The organism is Metabacillus schmidteae, assembly GCF_903166545.1.
Classification (GTDB): domain Bacteria; phylum Bacillota; class Bacilli; order Bacillales; family Bacillaceae; genus Metabacillus; species Metabacillus schmidteae.
Window position 1 is genome coordinate 2,878,632 of record NZ_CAESCH010000001.1, and the last position, 18,419, is coordinate 2,897,050.

Here is an 18,419-nt window from a genome sequence, read left to right on the forward strand (position 1 = left end):
TCTCACTCTCTTGTATATGTATAAAAACAGTTTACTATATAAATAATAGCAAAAAGGCAATAAGAGATGACTGGCACTTTAAACATTCCTTTCCTCGAGGAAGCTTAAAAACAAATAGGCAGGTCTCCTGACTTACGAATATGGCAGTCGGTTACTCCTTCCCATGATAACACACAGTGGATTTGCATAACCTTCCTTATCGCTTACAGTGGCGGGACCGTGTTGGATTTACACCAAACTTCCCTCTTAGTCTTACATTTTATAAGAAACCTATTTGCTTTGTATTCATTTTTTTGTTTTCTATTAGTGAGTATAGTATAGACTGTTTGGTTTGTAAAATAGATTAGCGAATATAAGTTCACCTTCTATTCATATTTTTATAGTTAATTTAAATGACAACTAATAAGTGAGTTCCTTCGATTGTGTTACTTCCTGTTGTTTTTCTTTAATCAACAACCCACCAAACAAACCTAAAAGGGAAAAAGTCACTGGAATGATAAATCCGTAAAAATAACCTATACTTTGATCAGCTGTTTGAATTGTGTCCAATACTGTTCCAAAAATACTTGGTAACAATACAGCACTCAAAAAACCGCCCATATTAGCAAAACCCGTAGCAACACCGACTTCTTTTGAATCAAATGACTGGCGAACAACTGCGAAGGTTAAAGCACTTGCACCATTTCCAAAGCCGATAATGAAGAAAAGCACAATTAGCATAAAAAGTGGTGGTTTTCCATTGAAAATTAGAAATGTAGCCCAACTGAGAAAAATCATACAATGGATAATCAAATATGGCTTTTTAATAGAATGTATACGGCTTGAAACCATGGTTACGACTGGAGCACCAATAATAGCTCCAAAAAGACCGATCATAATAAATTGACTTGCTGCTGACAATGACATATCAAATACAGAAGTCCCATATGGAACGGCCCATGAACCGATGAAGCCTACGTACGTACCTACAGCTCCAAAATGACAGAAAAAAGCTGCCCAAGCTTGTCGATTCGTAAAAATCCGTTTTAAAATCACCATCGTTTTCTCAGGCTCAGCCTTTATTTTTTTTAGTGATGAAACTGGTAATCGATTGTTTTTGGCCATTTGTTTTGGAAGATGAATGAGTACAATGTAAAGAAGGATTCCACATAGAAATAATAGAATTCCCATTGATAAAAAGGATGATCTCCAGCCAATTAAGCTGATCCAAAGTGAAAATGGTACTGTTGCCAGTAAGAACCCGAGACTTCCGCAAACACCTGCCATTCCCAGCAACTTAACAAATTCATTTCCTTTAAACCACTGACTCAAAATCAACACTAAATTTACCCATATCGCAGAATCACCCGTACCAACGATTAACCTTGCTATAAGAAGTAAGGTTTCATTTTGTGCAAGACTATACATTAATGTCCCAGTTCCGGTTAAGAATGTCCCAATGATAAGAAAGAAATTAGGGCCGAAGCGATCAGACAAAATACCAATCGGCACTTGCAAACCTGCATATGCAAAAAATTGAATGCTTGCAATAAATCCAATGGTTGCTGCTGTAACGTTAAATTCACTCATTAATTTGTCAGTAATTAAACCAGGTGCTGTTCGTTGACTAACAATTAGAAAATACGTGAACAGTACTGAAGCAAAAACGACCCATCTGTACTTACTGTTTTGTTTGTTCATTTGTTTATGCTCCTGTTTTTATAGATTACTTTGTTCATTATAAACCAAATTTTTTATTGACGGGTAAAAATGATCAAAACAAAACCCCATTTCAACAATAATTGAAATAGGGTTTAATTTTACGGAGTATATGTATCTTTAAAAAGTTTCTTATTTATCTTCCCTTAGTAAATATTCATTACCATCCTGGTCATAAAAAGTGAACATCGTTCCAAACGGCATTCTCAACATTTCACCGACTTTTACTTCTTTTTGCACCATTTTTTCGTAAGCTGATTCAATATCAGTTGTGCTGAAAAGGACTGATGGATGTGCAACCTTTGAAGGTTGTTGTTGTTCCATTGCTGACTTGGAATATAAAACAAGGGTAGTAAACTCATCATCACTTGGTCCGACCTCAATCCATTTAGCATTCGGTCCCATCGGTTGTTCCAACTTTAAAACAAATCCCAGCTTTTCCAGCCAAAATTCCTTTGCCTGTTCTTGATCCTGTACATATACAGTAATTTTCGCAATTTTATTGATCATCAGTTTTCCGCCTTCATTTATTTTGCGTTTTCATCCGGTTGATGAATGCCAAAGGTATTTCCTTCAGGGTCTATATAGTATCCTTGCCACGCCATACCTGGAAGAACATATTTTGGAAGAGCGACCCTACCGCCTAGTTCAATAATTTTAGCTTCTGTTGAATCATAATCTTCCACTCCCATTGTACACGCATAGCCATTCAAAGCTTGGCCAGTTTCTGGCGGAGCACTTTGACGTTGCATTAAAGCTCCGTTAATTCCCGGCTCATTAGCATCACCGGTTACAGCTCCGAAATAAGGCATTCCGGCATATTCACTCCAATCTTCAAACTTCCAGCCAAATACCTCACCGTAAAACTTTTTAGCTCGATCCATGTCACTAACATGAATTTCGAAATGTACCATTCTACCCATTTTTTTGCCTCCTTGTTTACCCATCGAAATTTGAATTTTCAAGTATATATATTCTACATAGGATTTCGTACTCCTACTTCATTATGGTATAACGAACAATATTTATACAATGTTTTCCTTAAAGTCGATCTTTCTCCAAATAGCTTATCAAAGAATCTAAATCTTTCGCACAAGCTTTTTTAAAGGTACCAGCCATCAGTTTCCCGAAAAATTTTGCTATTCCTGTAAGTTCATTTATTTCCCCATCTAACTTAATCTCTGTATGATTGTTTTTTGAGGTAAGTATGTATGTAAACACAAATTCACCTTTTCCTGTTGTTCCTTTTGTTCCATCACAGCGCAGCACGATTTTATCAGGTTCCTTCAATTCAACCACTTCAAACAGTTCAGCAGCTTCCTTTCCAAACATTTTTCTTGTTTCCTTCCATTCACTTCCTACTTTTAATGGTCCCTCATCCAACTTCTCGATTTTGACTAGACCTTGCATCCAGTCCTTTGCAGTGTCAAGGTCTAACAAAGCTGAATATGCTTTTTGTTTTGTTACCTGGACAGATCTTACCACTTCAAAACGAATGCTCATATAACTTCCTCCTAAAAACTCTTAGAATACATATTATGATATAAACATTAACTTACTATAATTATGCACTATGTATAAGTACTAAAAAAGTTATAATAATAGTTTATTTCACCAAAACGCTTGAACTGTCGTAATTCCGTTATTTTATTTTAGAAAAGCTGGATTATGGCCTAGTACTAATGGTAATTGAATACGTTTTTCCTAAATGATCTTCCTTAATAAATTTATGGTTGTAGAAAAAAAACTAGCCTTCAAAGTATAAAGGGGTTCCATTTTTGGGCGCATTTTTACTATAGAAGGAAAAATTTCGCTTATTCAGTAATTAATATTCAAAATAGTACAAATAGACGGAGAGATTCTGTCTATGGACTAGTTTATTGCAAAAAAGGGAGAGTTTGCTAGGCATAATCGGAATATCTCCCCTTATTCATCCCGAAACGAGCTCCATTCTTCATCTAACCGAAAAATCTCCGCTTATTTTCCTTTTGCTGGTTACTCGTTTTCAGGATAAGACATTCTATTAAAAGAAAGAGAAGCAAGGTTTAATAAACTTAAAGTTTAAAACTATTAACTGCTTTTTGAAGTTCTTCCGCCATTGCGGAAAGAGTACTGGCTGCTGAACTTACTTCATGTATCGTGGCATTTTGTTCTTCTGCAGAAGAAGCGACATTTTCGGAATACTCAGCTGATTTTACTGCAATTGAAGATGCGTTTTCCATTGCTGAAAGCATTGAATGAGCGTTTGTTTTTATTTTTTGTACTGTAGTGAAAACTTCTTGAATTTGCGAAGTTACCTCTAAGACAGAAACGGATATCTCTTCAAACTCGCTTCCGGCACGTTCGACAAGTGTCTTACCTTCTGCAACAGAATGTTTCCCTTCTTCCATCGCCTGAATCGATTGCTGAATATCTTGCTGAATATCTTGTACCAATAAATGAATTTGTTTAGCAGATTGATTAGATTGTTCAGCTAATTTACGTACCTCGTCAGCAACAACAGCAAACCCTTTCCCATGTTCACCCGCTCTTGCAGCTTCAATTGCGGCATTTAAAGCTAATAAATTCGTTTGATCAGAAATCGAAGTGATTAACGAAACAATCGTACCAATTTCTTTAGATTTTCCCCCTAATTGATTAACAACCTGGGAAATCTCGATTGTTTTCGTATTGATCACTTCCATTTGCTGAACAGTATGTCGAATAACCTCTTGACCATCTTCAGCTTTTTGCTTAGTTACTGCAGAAACGTTACTCGCAGCATTCACATTACTGGCCATTTGATCAATTCCATTTGATATTTCAAGTGAAGTTGTTTTTGCACTTGAAACACTTTCTACTTGATTTTCTGCGCCTGTTGCTACAGATTGAATAGAACTAGCAATTTCATTTGTTGCTTTACTAGTTTCTTCCGCACTGGCGGTTAATTGCTCTGAGGCAGCAGCTACATTTTCAGAAGTACTGGCGATTTGCGAGACTAATTGTTTAATATTATGAACCATTTTGTTAAAGTTATGAGATAATTCACCAATTTCATCATTTGAAGTAATTGGTAGAGGTTCTAGAGTAAGATCACCACCTGCTATGTGATTCATACCTTTTGTAACCGTCAGCATTGGCTTTGTTATTCTCGAAACAATGAATATTGCCAGTGCTATTACAACGATTCCTGTAATACCAATAATGATCATTGATAATAGCTTTATGAATTCGGCATCTGCAAGTGCTTGTGATTCAGGCAAGTTCAAGCTGAGACCAAAACCAACAGCTTCAATTGGTGCATAAGCAATTAAAAACGATTGATCAAAACGATCAAAAGAAGCTACACCTGTTTGAGAAATGCTATTCTTTAACGAAGTACTTAATACATCTCCTAGATCTTTCTCTATTTCATCAATAGTGAGCCCCAATAGTTCCTGCTGTGGCGAAACCTGAAGACGAGTTGAATTATCTACTAAGGTGATAAGTGTAGAGATTTCCTCAACATCATCACTGGCTGCAAACTCAGTGTTGTTTAAAAACTGATCAACAAGGATTTCAAAGTTGGTTGAACCTGCCAAAACACCAATCACATCGCCATTTTCATCTTTAACAGGAGTAGCAATATTAATAACACGATTACCTGTAGCTCTGGATTCTAGCATGTCAGAGAAGGTTGATTTTCCTCCTGCGGCTGTTTTGATATAGTCACGATCACTATAATCATTACCTATTTTATCCGGGTTTGTATGTGCGATTACTTTTCCCTTAGGATCAGCTAAAAACACAGTTTCAAATACATCAGATCGATCATTTAAGGACGAAATGAATGGTGTAATACGATCTTTATTAAGGGATTTGATCGTATCACTCTCAGCTGCTACTTCAAGCTGATTTCTTTGTGAATAATACCATTCACTCATCGTTTCTGCTTTACTTTGTACTAAGCTTTGCATACTGGCTTTTTCTTTTTCAAGGATAACACCGCTGCTTATTTGGTAAAGCAAAATAGAAACAATAATTAATGGGGCTAGTGCTAATAAAAGAAACCAACCTGTAAATTTTGTTCGAATTGAGTTCATTTTGAAAAATCGATATTTTAGATTCTGCTTTCTCATGCTGTCTTATTTCTCCTTTGTTGTAATGTGAATAATTTTTTACACTATATAAAAAGACTACCCTATTAACAAGAGCAGCCAATTTTCCCAGATCATCTTGATCAAAAGTTTGGTAGCCAGGCGATCATAGCATCAAGCAATTACTGGTACTTTAGACCCTAAGCTTTGCGACCTATCCTTTCGAATAGTGTGCCTTTTATCTTTTTAATATATATGTTAATAGAGTAATATTACATGAACATGATAACTCTTTCAATATGATTTTTGCATGGGAATAGTTTCTAGTTTAAAGCTAATATAGTAATGAGACCTTTTTACTATACGTCAAGGTCAAGATGTTCACTGGGTTAATTAATAAACATAATGATTCCTATACCAATGATGGCCATGACTACTAGATGAAGGCCATTTGCTCGAACACCTGCTTCAAAGCCGGAAATTCCTACAATTCTGCTAACCATCAAGTTTAGTCCGGAAAATGGGCTTAATGCAGTTGAAATCGACCAGCAAAGTAAGAGAAGCATAGCTAATGACAAATTACTTATTCCCAGTTGTTCTGCATTCAATTGCATGGCTAAGGCAGCAATAATTGCTATTTGATGGATACCTATATAAGTGGTAACAACAACAAGTACAATTACAAATAAGGCAAATAACAAAAACGATTGATTCGCAACAATTGTTAACACAGCGCTAATTTCATTTGCTACATTTGTTCCTTGTAAGGCATGTGCCAGCAATCCTGCACTGCTGAACAACATGATTTCATTATTCATCATTGGTACTGATAGGTCTCGGTAATCCTTCAATAAAGGCATGAGTTTTGCCCAGCCATTTGTTACAATTCCCCATATAAGTGGCATGATAATGGATATTAAACATACAATCACAATCATCGACCATTTGGTCAAATACTCAATTGTTAAGGAAGTTAACATAAGAAATGTCACAAATAAGGCTAATTGAATAAGCTGTTTTCTCGTTTTTTTGGCCAATGGTTTCTTAGGTCCAGTTTGATCTTCAAATGGATGTTTTTTCGCCCAAATGGCAAACAAAATATTCCCTACAATTAAAGATAGAACAGATAAACCAATTCCATATAAAATATATTTTCCTACAGACATATCTAAATAATAGAGAACCAATGAGACAGAAGCGAAATACGGTGACCATAAAATGGCCGTTGAAAAACCGATAAGATAGCTTTTAGCAGACATTGCAGAAGGTAGTTTTAATTCTGATAGGAATTCACTGATCAAACGGACTGAACCAAGGCTTAAGATCGGACTCAAGAGAAATAAGGAAGTCGTAATCCCGGCAAAAAGCCTTTTCGGATGGTGTAACAAATTCCGTAATAGCGAATCAATTGCTTCGAAATAACCTCCTAGTTTAAGTGGAATCGAAAGAAGTGGTGCAAGTGTTACTAAACATAAAAGAGGTAAGATTAATAGAATTCCATTACTTATTCCGTCAATTCCGGCACCTTTATATAGTTCCAGCACAATACCTGTTCCCATCATTATAGACCCGATAATGCGTGGAAATCCCTTTGCTTTCATAACGCTGGCAATAAAAGCAGCGATCACGAAAACGACAACAACATACCCCAACCATGCATGTTGTAGGAAGTATTGAACAAGGAACAATAAACACATTAACAATATGAGATAGCTTCGCAAGTTGTCTCATCTCCTATCAATTTCTGGATCCTTTAAATGTTTCCTATAGCTAGTTTTACTCTATAAAAAGAGTAAGGCAACCCTCAACACAGGGATGCCTTACTAGTCTTATTCATGTTACAGGAGCAGGATTGAATAAAGCTAAATCGTTCTGCAATCCCCAATGTTCAGCCCAGGTTTGCTTGCGCCCGCTTGCAACATCCAAGATGAAATGGAAGAGTTCCCAACCAACATCCTCGATCGTTGCCTCACCAGTTGCAATTTGACCGGCGTTTACATCAATTAAATCCTGCCATTGTTCCTTTAGTGTATTACGCGTGGATACTTTAATAACAGGAGCCATAGCCAAACCATACGGAGTTCCTCTGCCTGTTGTGAATACTTGGAGATGCATACCAGTTGCTAATTGCGAAGTACCGCATACAAAATCACTTGCTGGAGTAGCTGCAAACAATAACCCTTTTTGTTTGGCTTTTTCACCCGGTGGTACAACTCCGGTAATTGGTGTGCTACCGGATTTGACAATTGATCCTAGTGATTTTTCAACGACATTGGATAATCCGCCCTTTTTGTTGCCAGGTGATGGGTTAGCACTCCTATCGGCCTCTCCCCTTTTTAAGTAGTCGTCATACCATTTCATTTCATGGATAAGTGCTCGACCAACTTCTTCATTAATAGCCCTTGGAGTTAATAAATGTACAGCATCTCTTACTTCTGTTACTTCAGAAAATAAAACGGTTGCACCGGCCCGGACCAATAAATCAGCTGTATAACCAACAGCAGGATTTGCCGTGACTCCTGAAAACGCATCACTGCCTCCACACTGCAATCCTACAACTAAGTCAGAAACTGGGCACTCAACTCTTTGTCGTTCATTTAATATTTGTAATCGTTCCTCTGCCATGTTCGTAATTGTTTCGATCATATTCATAAAACCTTGTTGATCCTGTAAAGAAACAATTTTTTCTACATCTCCATCCGGAACCAATCGACCTGGTGCTAACTTTTCACATCCTAAGCCGACTACCATGACCTCTCCGCCGAAATTTGGATGTGTCGCGATATTTTGAATCGTTCGAATGGGAATTTCCGCTTCAGGAGCATTGATGGCAACACCACATCCATATGTATGATTAATGGCGACGACGTCGTGTACATTAGGGTACTTTGGAAGGATTTCCTTTTTTATTCTGTTCACAGCATAATCAAGTACACCTGCAACACATTGAACACTTGTTGTAATACCAAGGATATTTTTTATTCCGGCACTGCCATCAGAGTTTCGATAACCTAAGAAAGTATACCCTTTCAAAGGTGGCTGTGAATCAGGAACATTTGTAGCTAAAGGAAGTTCATCCAATTCAGGTGGTGTTGGAAGTTTGACTAATGATTCTTTTACCCAGCTTCCTTTTTTCATTTGGTCTTGTGCGTAGCCAATTACTTCACCATATCGGATAATTGCTTGGTTTTTTACCAAATCTGTTAACGTCACTTTGTGGCCTTGTGGGACATATTCCTCTAATGTCAGACCACATGGAAAAACAGTTCCCTTTGGTAAACCTTTTGAATTCACAATGATGGCAACATTATCTTGTGGGTTTACTTTAATATAGAGAGGAATTTCCTTCGTTTCTTTCAAGGTCATGTTAAGTCATCCCCTTTGCATTGATTGATGATAGTACTCTAGGTAGGACGAAATAATCGCCCTACCTAAATGTTTTGTAACCTAAAAGTATATGTCGCATAAGCTTGTTATCATATTTATATATGCCTTTACCAGGTAATAACCTCAGGTATGCCAAGAATCTCAATTTTTTCATTTTGGATTGCCTCTTCAAGTAAACACTCAGAGATATAGAGTTCTTTTATTTGAAGGGTATTTTTTATCCTTACAATTCTTGCCTTGCTTTGATCGACAACTGCAGCTGTTTTGATTGCTGCTTTTACAGCCAATTCAGGTGTTTCAAAGAACATTGGAAATTTTACAACATCTGTGACAAGACTAGTGAGTGCATTTGCATAGCCTTTATGAAAAGCAGTTTTTTCAAAAACCTTTTTTGTCGTTATATCAGCTAAACCAATTCCGTTCGCATTATGATGAGTTTGTTCAGTCAAATCCAATACAACGATCTTATTTGTTTGTTGATCACCTGTTGCATAAGGAGTTGGATATCGCCCCGTAATGTGAGGGTCCATACCGCTCCCTGAAATATCTTTTCCAAGTTCATCAACAACAAGAACATCTAGTGAATTAAACAATAAACGCGGCATAAGTGATTTTGCTTCAAGCAGCAGGGCAGGTTCCACATCAAAGATTTTTTCAGCTGGAACAGCGACAATTTTTGCTGGCCGATCATAGGCATTTTCGATTGTACCTAGACCGAATATAATAGGAGCATGTGCTAATGTAACTTTTGCCATAGCCGGCACATGTTCAGCCATATATTTAAAGCTGTATGAATGAGCGGCATCCGCCCCTTTTTGTTTACCAAGCCCAATTGTAATCATTTTTGCAAGACCACTTTCATGCGGACCCCGAAAAGCAGTATGCGGCTTAATTCGAGCGATGAAGATAATTTTGTCTGCTTCATACGCATGCTTATCAAGATAGACAGGTAGTCCTTTTGGCAATCTTCCTAATTCCACGACGTCCATACCAGATTTAATTGGTGCCTCAATAAAATTCTCAGTAACACCAAGTTTCTCTAATACCTCCCGCTGACCCTCTGCTGTTGAACCACCATGACTACCCATCGCTGGTACGATGAATGGCTTGCCACCTGCAGATTTAACTGCTTTTACAACTTCTCTCGTTAAAATTGGAATATCTGCGATACCACGGCTACCTACTGCAATCGCAACCGAATCACCATTTGTAATTCTAGATAATACTCCTGCTTCATTTATTGTTTGATGGACTGCTTCAATTACATTTGGAACTTCTGGAGCATAGAAATTCTGTCTAACTTTTATCATTTTAGGGATCTGGACGCCTTTAACTAGTTCCTCAATGACATTCATTTCAGACACCACCCAATTTACTTAACAGTCACTTCTAATCTATCAAACTTACTTAACAAACACTGTTTTAATTGAAGTGAAAAATTCCTTAGCAGCTTCCCCTTGTTCACGAGAATGGGAGCTGGATTGTTTCATTCCACCGAATGGGGCTTGAAGCTCAACACCGGCACTTTCTGCATTAATGCGTACAAGCCCTGCTTCCATATCTTCAATAAAGGAAAGCATGTTTGCAATATTACTTGTGAAAATTGCAGCACTTAAACCGTATTGAACATCATTTGCAATTGCAAGTGCATCCTCGATTGAGTTTACTTGAATAAGCGCAATAACGGGTCCGAAGATTTCTTCTTGTGCTATTGTCATTTCTGAAGTAACATTATCAAAAATCGTTGGCTCTACATAATAACCTTTATCGTATTCTTCACCTGTTAAACGGTTTCCACCAACAACTAGTCTTGCACCTTCTTCTTTTCCTTTTTCAATGTATGAAAGGACTGTGTTTAATTGTCCTTCGCTAACAGATGGTCCCATCCAAATTCCATCCTGAAGACCATTTCCAACTGTAATTTCTTTTGTTTTCTCAACTAACTTTTCTTTAAACGTTTCATAGATTGACGCTTCAACAATTACTCGGCTAGTTGCCGTACATTTTTGTCCTGTTGAACGGAAGGCACCACTGATTGTTGCTTCAACTGCTAAATCCAGATCAGCATCAGCAGCAACGATAACCGGGTTTTTACCTCCCATTTCAAGTTGGTATTTTGCTCCGCGACTTAATGCCGCTTGACCAATTCCTTTACCTACTCCGTTTGAACCTGTAAATGTGATTCCGTTTACATCTGGATTGTCGGTAAGCGCTGGGCCGATTACGGAACCTGAGCCAGTTACAAAATTCACTACTCCTGCCGGGAAGCCTGCTTCTTCAAAGCATTCAATAACTTTTGCAGCTGTAACAGCTGTTTCTTGTGCTGGTTTTAGTACGACAGTATTACCATAAATTAGAGCAGGAGCCATTTTCCAGATCGGAATAGCTACTGGAAAGTTCCACGGTGTGATGACACCAACTACTCCTAATGGTACTCTGCTTGTAAACATTAATGCTTTGCTGTCTGTAGATGGAATCACATCACCTACTTTACGCATGCCTTCACCAGCGTAATAACGAAGGATTGCCACACCACGTGCAGTTTCACCTTTTGCTTCAGGTAATGTTTTTCCCATCTCACGAGTCATCGTTTCAGCTACTTCATCTAAACGTTTTTCCAAAATATCAGCAGCTTTATAAAGGTACGCACCACGTTCACTTCCTGCTAATTTTCTCCACACTTTTTGAGCTTCTTTTGCAGCAGCAACTGCTTGATTAACTTCGTCTTTTGTTGACATTTGAACATAACCTACAACTTCATCATTGTTTGCAGGGTTGATACTTTTTTGAACATCGCCACTTGAAGATTCTGTCCAAGTTCCATTAATAAAGTTTTTGTATGTTATATTTTTTGTTTCTACAGCCATGTATGTTCCTCCTTTAATTTTTACGTATTTATTTTTAAGAATTACTTACTTCTCTCTGCTGGGCCGGGTATTTTTCCAATGTCTCTTCAATAATATTTTTTAATTGCTGATAATGCTCTTGTTCGACTGGAACACATGGTGGTCGAACCGAATTTTCCACCGGGAACCCCATTATATTCATGCCAGCCTTAATTAAGGAAACGGCATATCCTTTTCTTTGCTTTCTAATATAATTAATTGGAAGAAGCACATCCAAATAGATTTCATTTGCTAATTGATCATTCCCTTGCCGTAATGCGTCGAAATATAACCTAGAAACATGCGGAAGATAGTTTGATATTGCAGAAGAATATGAGTTAAATCCAATTCCTTTGTAAGCAGGCATTGTAATTTCAGCAAAAGGCATGCCATTTAGCCATTCCACACGATTCCCAATCGTTTGTGTTAACTCTAGATTTAATTCCATATTTCCATGACCATCTTTAATCCCAACAATTTGCGGGTATTCATCTAGTAAGCGCTTTACTGTTGGTAATTGTAAGACTGCATTATCTCTCTGATAAAGAATAGCATTTAAATCACTGCTGCCTACTATCGTTTTGTAATAATTATATAATCCTTCTTGTTCGCCTTCAATTAAGTATGGAGGAAGTATTAAGTATCCGTCTACACCAAGATCTTCTGAAAGTCTGACTAATTCAACAGCCTCTGCAATCGAACCTCCAACTCCTGAATAGACAGGAACTTTCTTGTTTGTGACAGCAACTGCAACCTCAAGCATTGTTTGATATTCAGCTTTGTTTAGTGCATGAAATTCACCTGATCCACACGCAATAAAAATAGATGAAAGCCCTGAATCAATTAAAAATTTAATATTGGCTGCTAACGCCTGTTCATCGATGTTGCCTTGTTCATTAAATGGCGCCGTTGGAAATCCTAAAATTCCTGTTGGAGCTTTCCTTGTTTCTGTCATCTCAACCATCCCTTTCCCTACTTTGAATTGTCTATTTGTCTTACAATTAATTAAATTGTAAGACAAATAGAAATGATTGTCAACTTTGAATATAGAAAAAAATTAATCTTTTATCGGTAATTGATAAAGCTCATAACAACAGTTCATTGTTATGAGCACACAATCCGGGAATTATTTACTAGCATTATTAATTTCAATATACTTTTCTTCGGATTGTTTCATATATTCAAATGATTCATCCGGATTCATATATGTTGGTGTTACAAGGAATTTCTCTGCTTCTTTCACATATTCTTCATCATTTACTACATTCTCAACAGCCTTTGAAAATGCTTCTACAATTTCATCAGGTGTATCAGGATTAAAGCCAAAGAAGAAGAATTTTTCAAATTCACTATTAACTCCTTGTTCTACAAATGTTGGTACATCAGGCATAAGATCAACTCGTTCACTTGCCATGATACCAAGTGATCTCATGTCTCCAGATTCTACATAGTTCTTTACTAATCCATACGATGTTGGAACAATATCCACATGCCCGCCTAATAAAGCTGTTACTTTTTCAGCTGCACCACCTACATCGACGATATTTAATTCAATTCCTTGGTCTTCTTGTAATGCTAATAGCTGCAAGTGAGTAAACCCACCAACCTCAGTCGCGATCGAAACTTCACCTGGATTATCACGAGCATAATCAATCATGCCTTTAAGATCTTTGAATTTAGAATCAGCACTCACCATAAACGTATTCCCCTGATCTAATACGGAAATGCCTGCAAGTTTGAAGGAATCATAGCTATCTTCTGTCAAGCCCATTATTCTGTTTAGTAATAAAGAATTATGGAAGAATAGAGCTGTATAACCATCAGGATCAGCATCTAACACTTCGTTTGCCCCAACTGTTCCACCCGCGCCAGTTACATTGGAAATAACTACTGGTTGACCTAATTCCTTTTCCAAATATTTGCCTAGTAATCTTGCATTTGCATCCGTATCTCCACCTGCTCCTGCTGGTACGACAACTGTGATAGGTTGTGAAGGATAATTGCTTCCACCTTTACTGTCTTTATTACTAGTGTCCCCCTCATTACTAGTCGATTGTGAGCACCCAGCAAATAATGCTGCGACCAAAATCGTTGTGATTAATACCATAATCCCTTTGAATGTTTTTTTCATAATAGACCTCCTATTATTTTTTATCTATAGGTATTTCCTATAAACCACCTTTAAGGGTACTTCTTAAGCTCCTATTGAATTTGAATCTATATTTCTTTTCTTCTTAAAATTACTTATTATTTTGAAAAGAATTGATAGAACGGCTAGAGCTAGGAAAGTAGCAGCGATAGGTTCTGTTATAAATGGTGTAAAGTCTCCTTTTGAGTACATAAGTCCTCTTCGTAAATTCGTTTCGGCAAGTGGTCCTAAAATAAATCCTAGAATTACCGGTGTTATTGGGAAATTAAATTTTAACATCGCATAACCAAGTATTCCGAAAAATAAAAGAGCTCCTGCATCAAATAAACGATTATTTACACCAATTGCTCCTACTACACAAAGTACAAGGATAATTGGTAAAAGGATATATTGCGGGATACTTAGGACCTTCGTAAAGAGTCTCATCCCCCAGAATAGTAAGGCAATCATGAAAAAGTTTGCGATAATTAAAGCAGCAAAAATACTATAAACAACATCTCCGTTATTCTCGATAAGTAAAGGTCCAGGACTAAGTCCGTGTAAGATTAATCCACCTAAAAGCAAGGCTGTGACCGTGTCTCCAGGGATACCTAAAGAAATTAACGGGACAAGTGCTCCACCTACTGCAGCATTGTTCGATGTCTCTGAAGCAACAATACCGTCTGGAATTCCAGTACCGAATTTTTCAGGTTTTTTTGACTGGTTTTTCGCAGCAACATAAGCGATTATATTGGCTGTTCCTCCACCTATTCCAGGTAAAATCCCGATCCCGATCCCAATTAGGGCTGATCGTAACCCATTCCAGCCTTGTTTGAAAAAGTCACCAACAGTAAAACCAAACCCTTTTAATTTATATTGGACCGATTGTCCCTTTCCTAGCTTCGCTTCAGAAGATTTAATGATTTCCGATACCGCAAATAAACCGATTAGTACAGGTAATAGCTGAAAACCAGCATTAAGGTCTTCAAATCCAAACGTGAATCTTGGGAAAGCATCGATTGGGGCTGAACCAACCATCGCTAATGAAATTCCGATTAATCCACTTAATAACCCTTTGATTAATGAATTACCTGACAAACTAGAGATCATCGTTAACGCAAAGATTGTAATGGCAAAATACTCAAAAGGCCCAAATTTAAGTGCTAATTTTGCAAGTGGAGGAGATAATAGCATTAGTACAATAATACTAATTAATCCTCCTATGAAGGAAAATACAATCGCATAGCCAAATGCAGGTCCCGCCTGCCCTTTTTGGGCCATCGGATAACCATCGAACGTTGTTGCAATTGAAGAAGGCGTTCCTGGAAGGTTTAATAGAATAGCAGGGATGAGTCCACCTGATACTCCACCTATGTATAACCCCATCAGTAAAGACATAGCCAAGATCGGTTCCATCCCAAATGTAATCGGTAATGTGATAGCGATCGCCATTGTAGCAGTTAGGCCAGGGATTGAACCAAATACTAATCCTAAAGCGACACCACCAAGAATATAAACAATTGTCGTAATGTTTAAAACAGAGGAAAATCCGTCAATAAATAAATCAAACATGTTGAACCCCCCTTACCCTAAAATTCCTGCTGGTAGCATTAAGTGGAACACGTATTTAAAAATATAGTAGATAAATACTGATGTAATAATGGATATGACAATAAATAAAGGTATGTTTCTTTCTGTTTTAGCTGCTAATAAATACATTTGGAAAAATAAATAAACAGTTGTCATAATAAGAAACCCTAAATATGGTAATAAAGTGATATAGAGTGCCAACAAACCCACTGTTCCTAACACAGATAGCGAACTGATTTTCTTCTTCTCTTCAACAACCTCTTCTTCTTTGTTCACTGAGGTTTGTGAATTCAATTCTTTTTTTGAGCGAATCTGTTGTTTCACAGAATTGATTAAATAGAAAATACTTAAGATTAACATTCCGATCGCAACTAATTTCGGTACAAAGTCGGCGCCCACTTTAGAAACAGTTAACTTTATAATGCTGTTAGAGGCAATGTACATTACAATTGAAAACACAATGAAGAAAGCGCTTGCAAATATATCTTTATTGATCCTTGCCATATCTCCTTCCCCCCCTCTATCATCTTCCTTCGAATTCTACCAACGCTGCTAACAATGCCTTAATATAACCAATGGAATAAGCAAAACCTACACTGCCATAGCTCCAGCCAATATTAGAGTGAGCCCAGTTTCCATCAAGGTCGGGGTTATCTCCTTCCATCATCGGAACATGGTCGGGATTTAAACATCCATTGTAGCCAACCTTTCGAAGCTCTAGTAAAATCTTAAACATATTCATATCACCATCATCAAGCAACGCCTCTTCAAAAGCGCCTGCTGTCGGCAAACTTCCTCTTACATTTCGAAAATGGACGAGGAAAATACGATCTTTTCTCCCGTAATGATTAATTTCATCTAATACGAGTGAACGTCCGCCTTCTTCAGCCCTGGTTCCAACACAATAGATATATCCAACATTTTTACTTGGGAATTCATCCATAATTCGTCGATAACCAAGACCGCCAAATGGAGTATCATGATTTGGTGAATCAGAAGGATGCATCCCTAAATTAACATCATAATTTTCACACACAGGTACAAGCTTTGAATAAGCGTCACGGAAACGGCCCCACCATTTTTCGTGTTCTTCAAGAGTAGGAGTTTCATAAGGTTCTTTGTTAAACCCTAAGCTTTCACCACGTGCAATGGCTCCCCCTCTTTGTCTTGCCTGGAAGCTTTTTGTCATGTAATTAAATGTGTCGCCCGCAAAACGCTGCCTGACAATCTTTATCCCGGCTTCTCCAAACACCTTTACAGCATTGACTGAGTTTTCTAGCTCTATCTCACTACCATCTTCGTTATTCATAAATTTGGAAGATATATCTGGTAAAGTTACACGGTTGATATCAAGACCAAAAGATCTAATTTTCCGCTTCATTTTTAAAAGTTCGTCCAAATCAGGAAACCCTTGTTCTTTTACACCAGGAAATGAAGAACCTGTACCAAAATCAATACAATCTACCCCTAACTGACACATTTGGCGTAACTCAGCATCCGTTAAATCAAATTTGGTTGTCGTCACCGACACTTTCATCATCCCAAAATTCCCCCTTGTTAATGTTTGCAGCAAATATAGTATCCGCTTATATTAAATAGTAAATATTTTATTAATTATTACATTTTAATTGTAAGACAATAAAAATAGGTAGTCAACCCATAATTCGAAAAAAACTGATATATCAGAAAAATCCATTTTAGTTAAAGCTAATAATCCCATTTTTCTACCAATCAATTATTTGTATTGATAATGATTTTCATTCATGTAGAATAAATGGTAGGTTTTAATGGTAATTGTGATGTTTCACCCAGTAAATAGAATTTAATTATGGTATGAAATAGATTGTGAAGAACGGTTTACTGTGTAGAGCATTGATATATACTATCTAATTTCCCCATAAGAATAACCCGAACAAACTTGTTCGGGTTAATTGTTATTTTTTAAGTTTTTCAGTGCCTTCTGCCTTACGAAATCAAGATGACGATACATACTAGCGTAAGCTTCTATTGGATCACGCTTTTCAAGTGCGTTATATATATCCACATGGTATTGGATCGTTTGCTCTAGATTTCGATCTTTTAACGGAATTTGCTCTAATACTTTATGATGAAATCTTTGTAAGGGGTCGATAATTGCCTCAAATAAAGGAATATTCGCAGAAAGTGCTATTACTTTATGGAATTCTTTATCAACATCTGAGGAATCCTCTGTTGGGAGTCCTCTCATTTCTTCAATTAACTCTCGTAACTTTGCTAAATCTTCATCCGTTATTTTTTCGGCTGCTAATGTAATGAGACCAAGTTCCAAGGCAACCCGTGTATCAATAATAGAAGATAGATCTGTTGCGGAAAGCGCTAGCATCATCGAAAATGGCTTGCTTCCAATTTTATCAGAAAAAAATGTACCATTACGGGTTTTTCGATTAACAATACCTAACACTTCTAAAGAGGTCATCGCTTCCCTTATGACTGGTCGACTGACATTACAGATTTCCATTAATTCTAATTCTGAAGGAAGTCGATCACCTGGTTTAAGTTGACCTGTGTTAAGTAAAGAGATAATTTCATCAATTACCTGATTAGACAGTGTTTTACGACTAAGGGATTTTAAATCCACTTGTTTATTTTCCATTTGTAGGCCGCCTCCTTTCTGTGATAGATAATTGTATGACAATA

General features: G+C 37.2%; 15 protein-coding genes and 2 riboswitches. All 15 genes read right to left on the minus strand.

Annotation, left to right across the window (positions count from 1 at the left end):
• Positions 1-100: 100 nt before the first annotated feature.
• A riboswitch (cobalamin riboswitch) is annotated at positions 101-289 on the minus strand.
• Positions 290-399: 110 nt separating this feature from the next.
• Positions 400-1,680 carry an MFS transporter gene (locus HWV59_RS13920; RefSeq protein WP_175639196.1) on the minus strand — a complete coding sequence of 427 codons (1,281 nt, stop codon included), beginning with the start codon at positions 1,678-1,680 and terminating at the stop codon, positions 400-402.
• Positions 1,681-1,830: 150 nt separating this feature from the next.
• Positions 1,831-2,208, minus strand: a complete 378-nt coding sequence (locus HWV59_RS13925) for a VOC family protein (RefSeq protein ID WP_175639197.1) — start codon at positions 2,206-2,208, stop codon at positions 1,831-1,833.
• A 17-nt stretch (positions 2,209-2,225) separates the two neighbouring features.
• A complete protein-coding gene (locus HWV59_RS13930) occupies positions 2,226-2,621 on the minus strand; it encodes a VOC family protein (protein ID WP_175639198.1) in 396 nt (131 codons plus the stop codon).
• Positions 2,622-2,739: 118 nt separating this feature from the next.
• Positions 2,740-3,201, minus strand: coding sequence for an SRPBCC family protein (locus HWV59_RS13935; RefSeq protein WP_175639199.1), 462 nt, complete (start codon positions 3,199-3,201; stop codon positions 2,740-2,742).
• A gap of 551 nt (positions 3,202-3,752) precedes the next feature.
• On the minus strand, positions 3,753-5,795 hold the full coding sequence (locus HWV59_RS13940) for a methyl-accepting chemotaxis protein (protein ID WP_175639200.1): 2,043 nt from the start codon (positions 5,793-5,795) through the stop codon (positions 3,753-3,755).
• A gap of 108 nt (positions 5,796-5,903) precedes the next feature.
• A riboswitch (cyclic di-GMP riboswitch) is annotated at positions 5,904-5,999 on the minus strand.
• 143 nt (positions 6,000-6,142) lie between these two features.
• Positions 6,143-7,474 carry a TRAP transporter large permease subunit gene (locus tag HWV59_RS13945; RefSeq protein WP_175639201.1) on the minus strand — a complete coding sequence of 444 codons (1,332 nt, stop codon included), beginning with the start codon at positions 7,472-7,474 and terminating at the stop codon, positions 6,143-6,145.
• Positions 7,475-7,586: 112 nt separating this feature from the next.
• Complete coding sequence (gene garD, locus HWV59_RS13950) at positions 7,587-9,119, minus strand: galactarate dehydratase (protein WP_175639202.1); 1,533 nt, start codon at positions 9,117-9,119, stop codon at positions 7,587-7,589.
• A 128-nt stretch (positions 9,120-9,247) separates the two neighbouring features.
• Positions 9,248-10,495, minus strand: coding sequence for a nickel pincer cofactor-dependent isomerase, group 22 (locus HWV59_RS13955; RefSeq protein WP_175639203.1), 1,248 nt, complete (start codon positions 10,493-10,495; stop codon positions 9,248-9,250).
• Positions 10,496-10,543: 48 nt separating this feature from the next.
• Positions 10,544-12,007, minus strand: a complete 1,464-nt coding sequence (gene gucD / locus HWV59_RS13960) for an alpha-ketoglutaric semialdehyde dehydrogenase GucD (RefSeq protein ID WP_175639204.1) — start codon at positions 12,005-12,007, stop codon at positions 10,544-10,546.
• Between the two features lie 34 nt (positions 12,008-12,041).
• Positions 12,042-12,980, minus strand: a complete 939-nt coding sequence (gene kdgD, locus HWV59_RS13965; RefSeq protein WP_175639205.1) for a 5-dehydro-4-deoxyglucarate dehydratase — start codon at positions 12,978-12,980, stop codon at positions 12,042-12,044.
• Between the two features lie 171 nt (positions 12,981-13,151).
• Positions 13,152-14,156 (minus strand): tripartite tricarboxylate transporter substrate binding protein, encoded by a 1,005-nt coding sequence (locus tag HWV59_RS13970; protein ID WP_175639206.1) that lies wholly within the window; start codon positions 14,154-14,156, stop codon positions 13,152-13,154.
• Positions 14,157-14,219: 63 nt separating this feature from the next.
• On the minus strand, positions 14,220-15,725 hold the full coding sequence (locus HWV59_RS13975) for a tripartite tricarboxylate transporter permease (RefSeq protein WP_175639207.1): 1,506 nt from the start codon (positions 15,723-15,725) through the stop codon (positions 14,220-14,222).
• Positions 15,726-15,737: 12 nt separating this feature from the next.
• A complete protein-coding gene (locus tag HWV59_RS13980) occupies positions 15,738-16,247 on the minus strand; it encodes a tripartite tricarboxylate transporter TctB family protein (RefSeq protein ID WP_175639208.1) in 510 nt (169 codons plus the stop codon).
• A gap of 19 nt (positions 16,248-16,266) precedes the next feature.
• A complete protein-coding gene (locus tag HWV59_RS13985) occupies positions 16,267-17,283 on the minus strand; it encodes a mannonate dehydratase (RefSeq protein ID WP_175639209.1) in 1,017 nt (338 codons plus the stop codon).
• Between the two features lie 387 nt (positions 17,284-17,670).
• Positions 17,671-18,375, minus strand: a complete 705-nt coding sequence (locus HWV59_RS13990) for a FadR/GntR family transcriptional regulator (protein WP_102231364.1) — start codon at positions 18,373-18,375, stop codon at positions 17,671-17,673.
• Between the last annotated feature and the right edge of the window lie 44 nt (positions 18,376-18,419).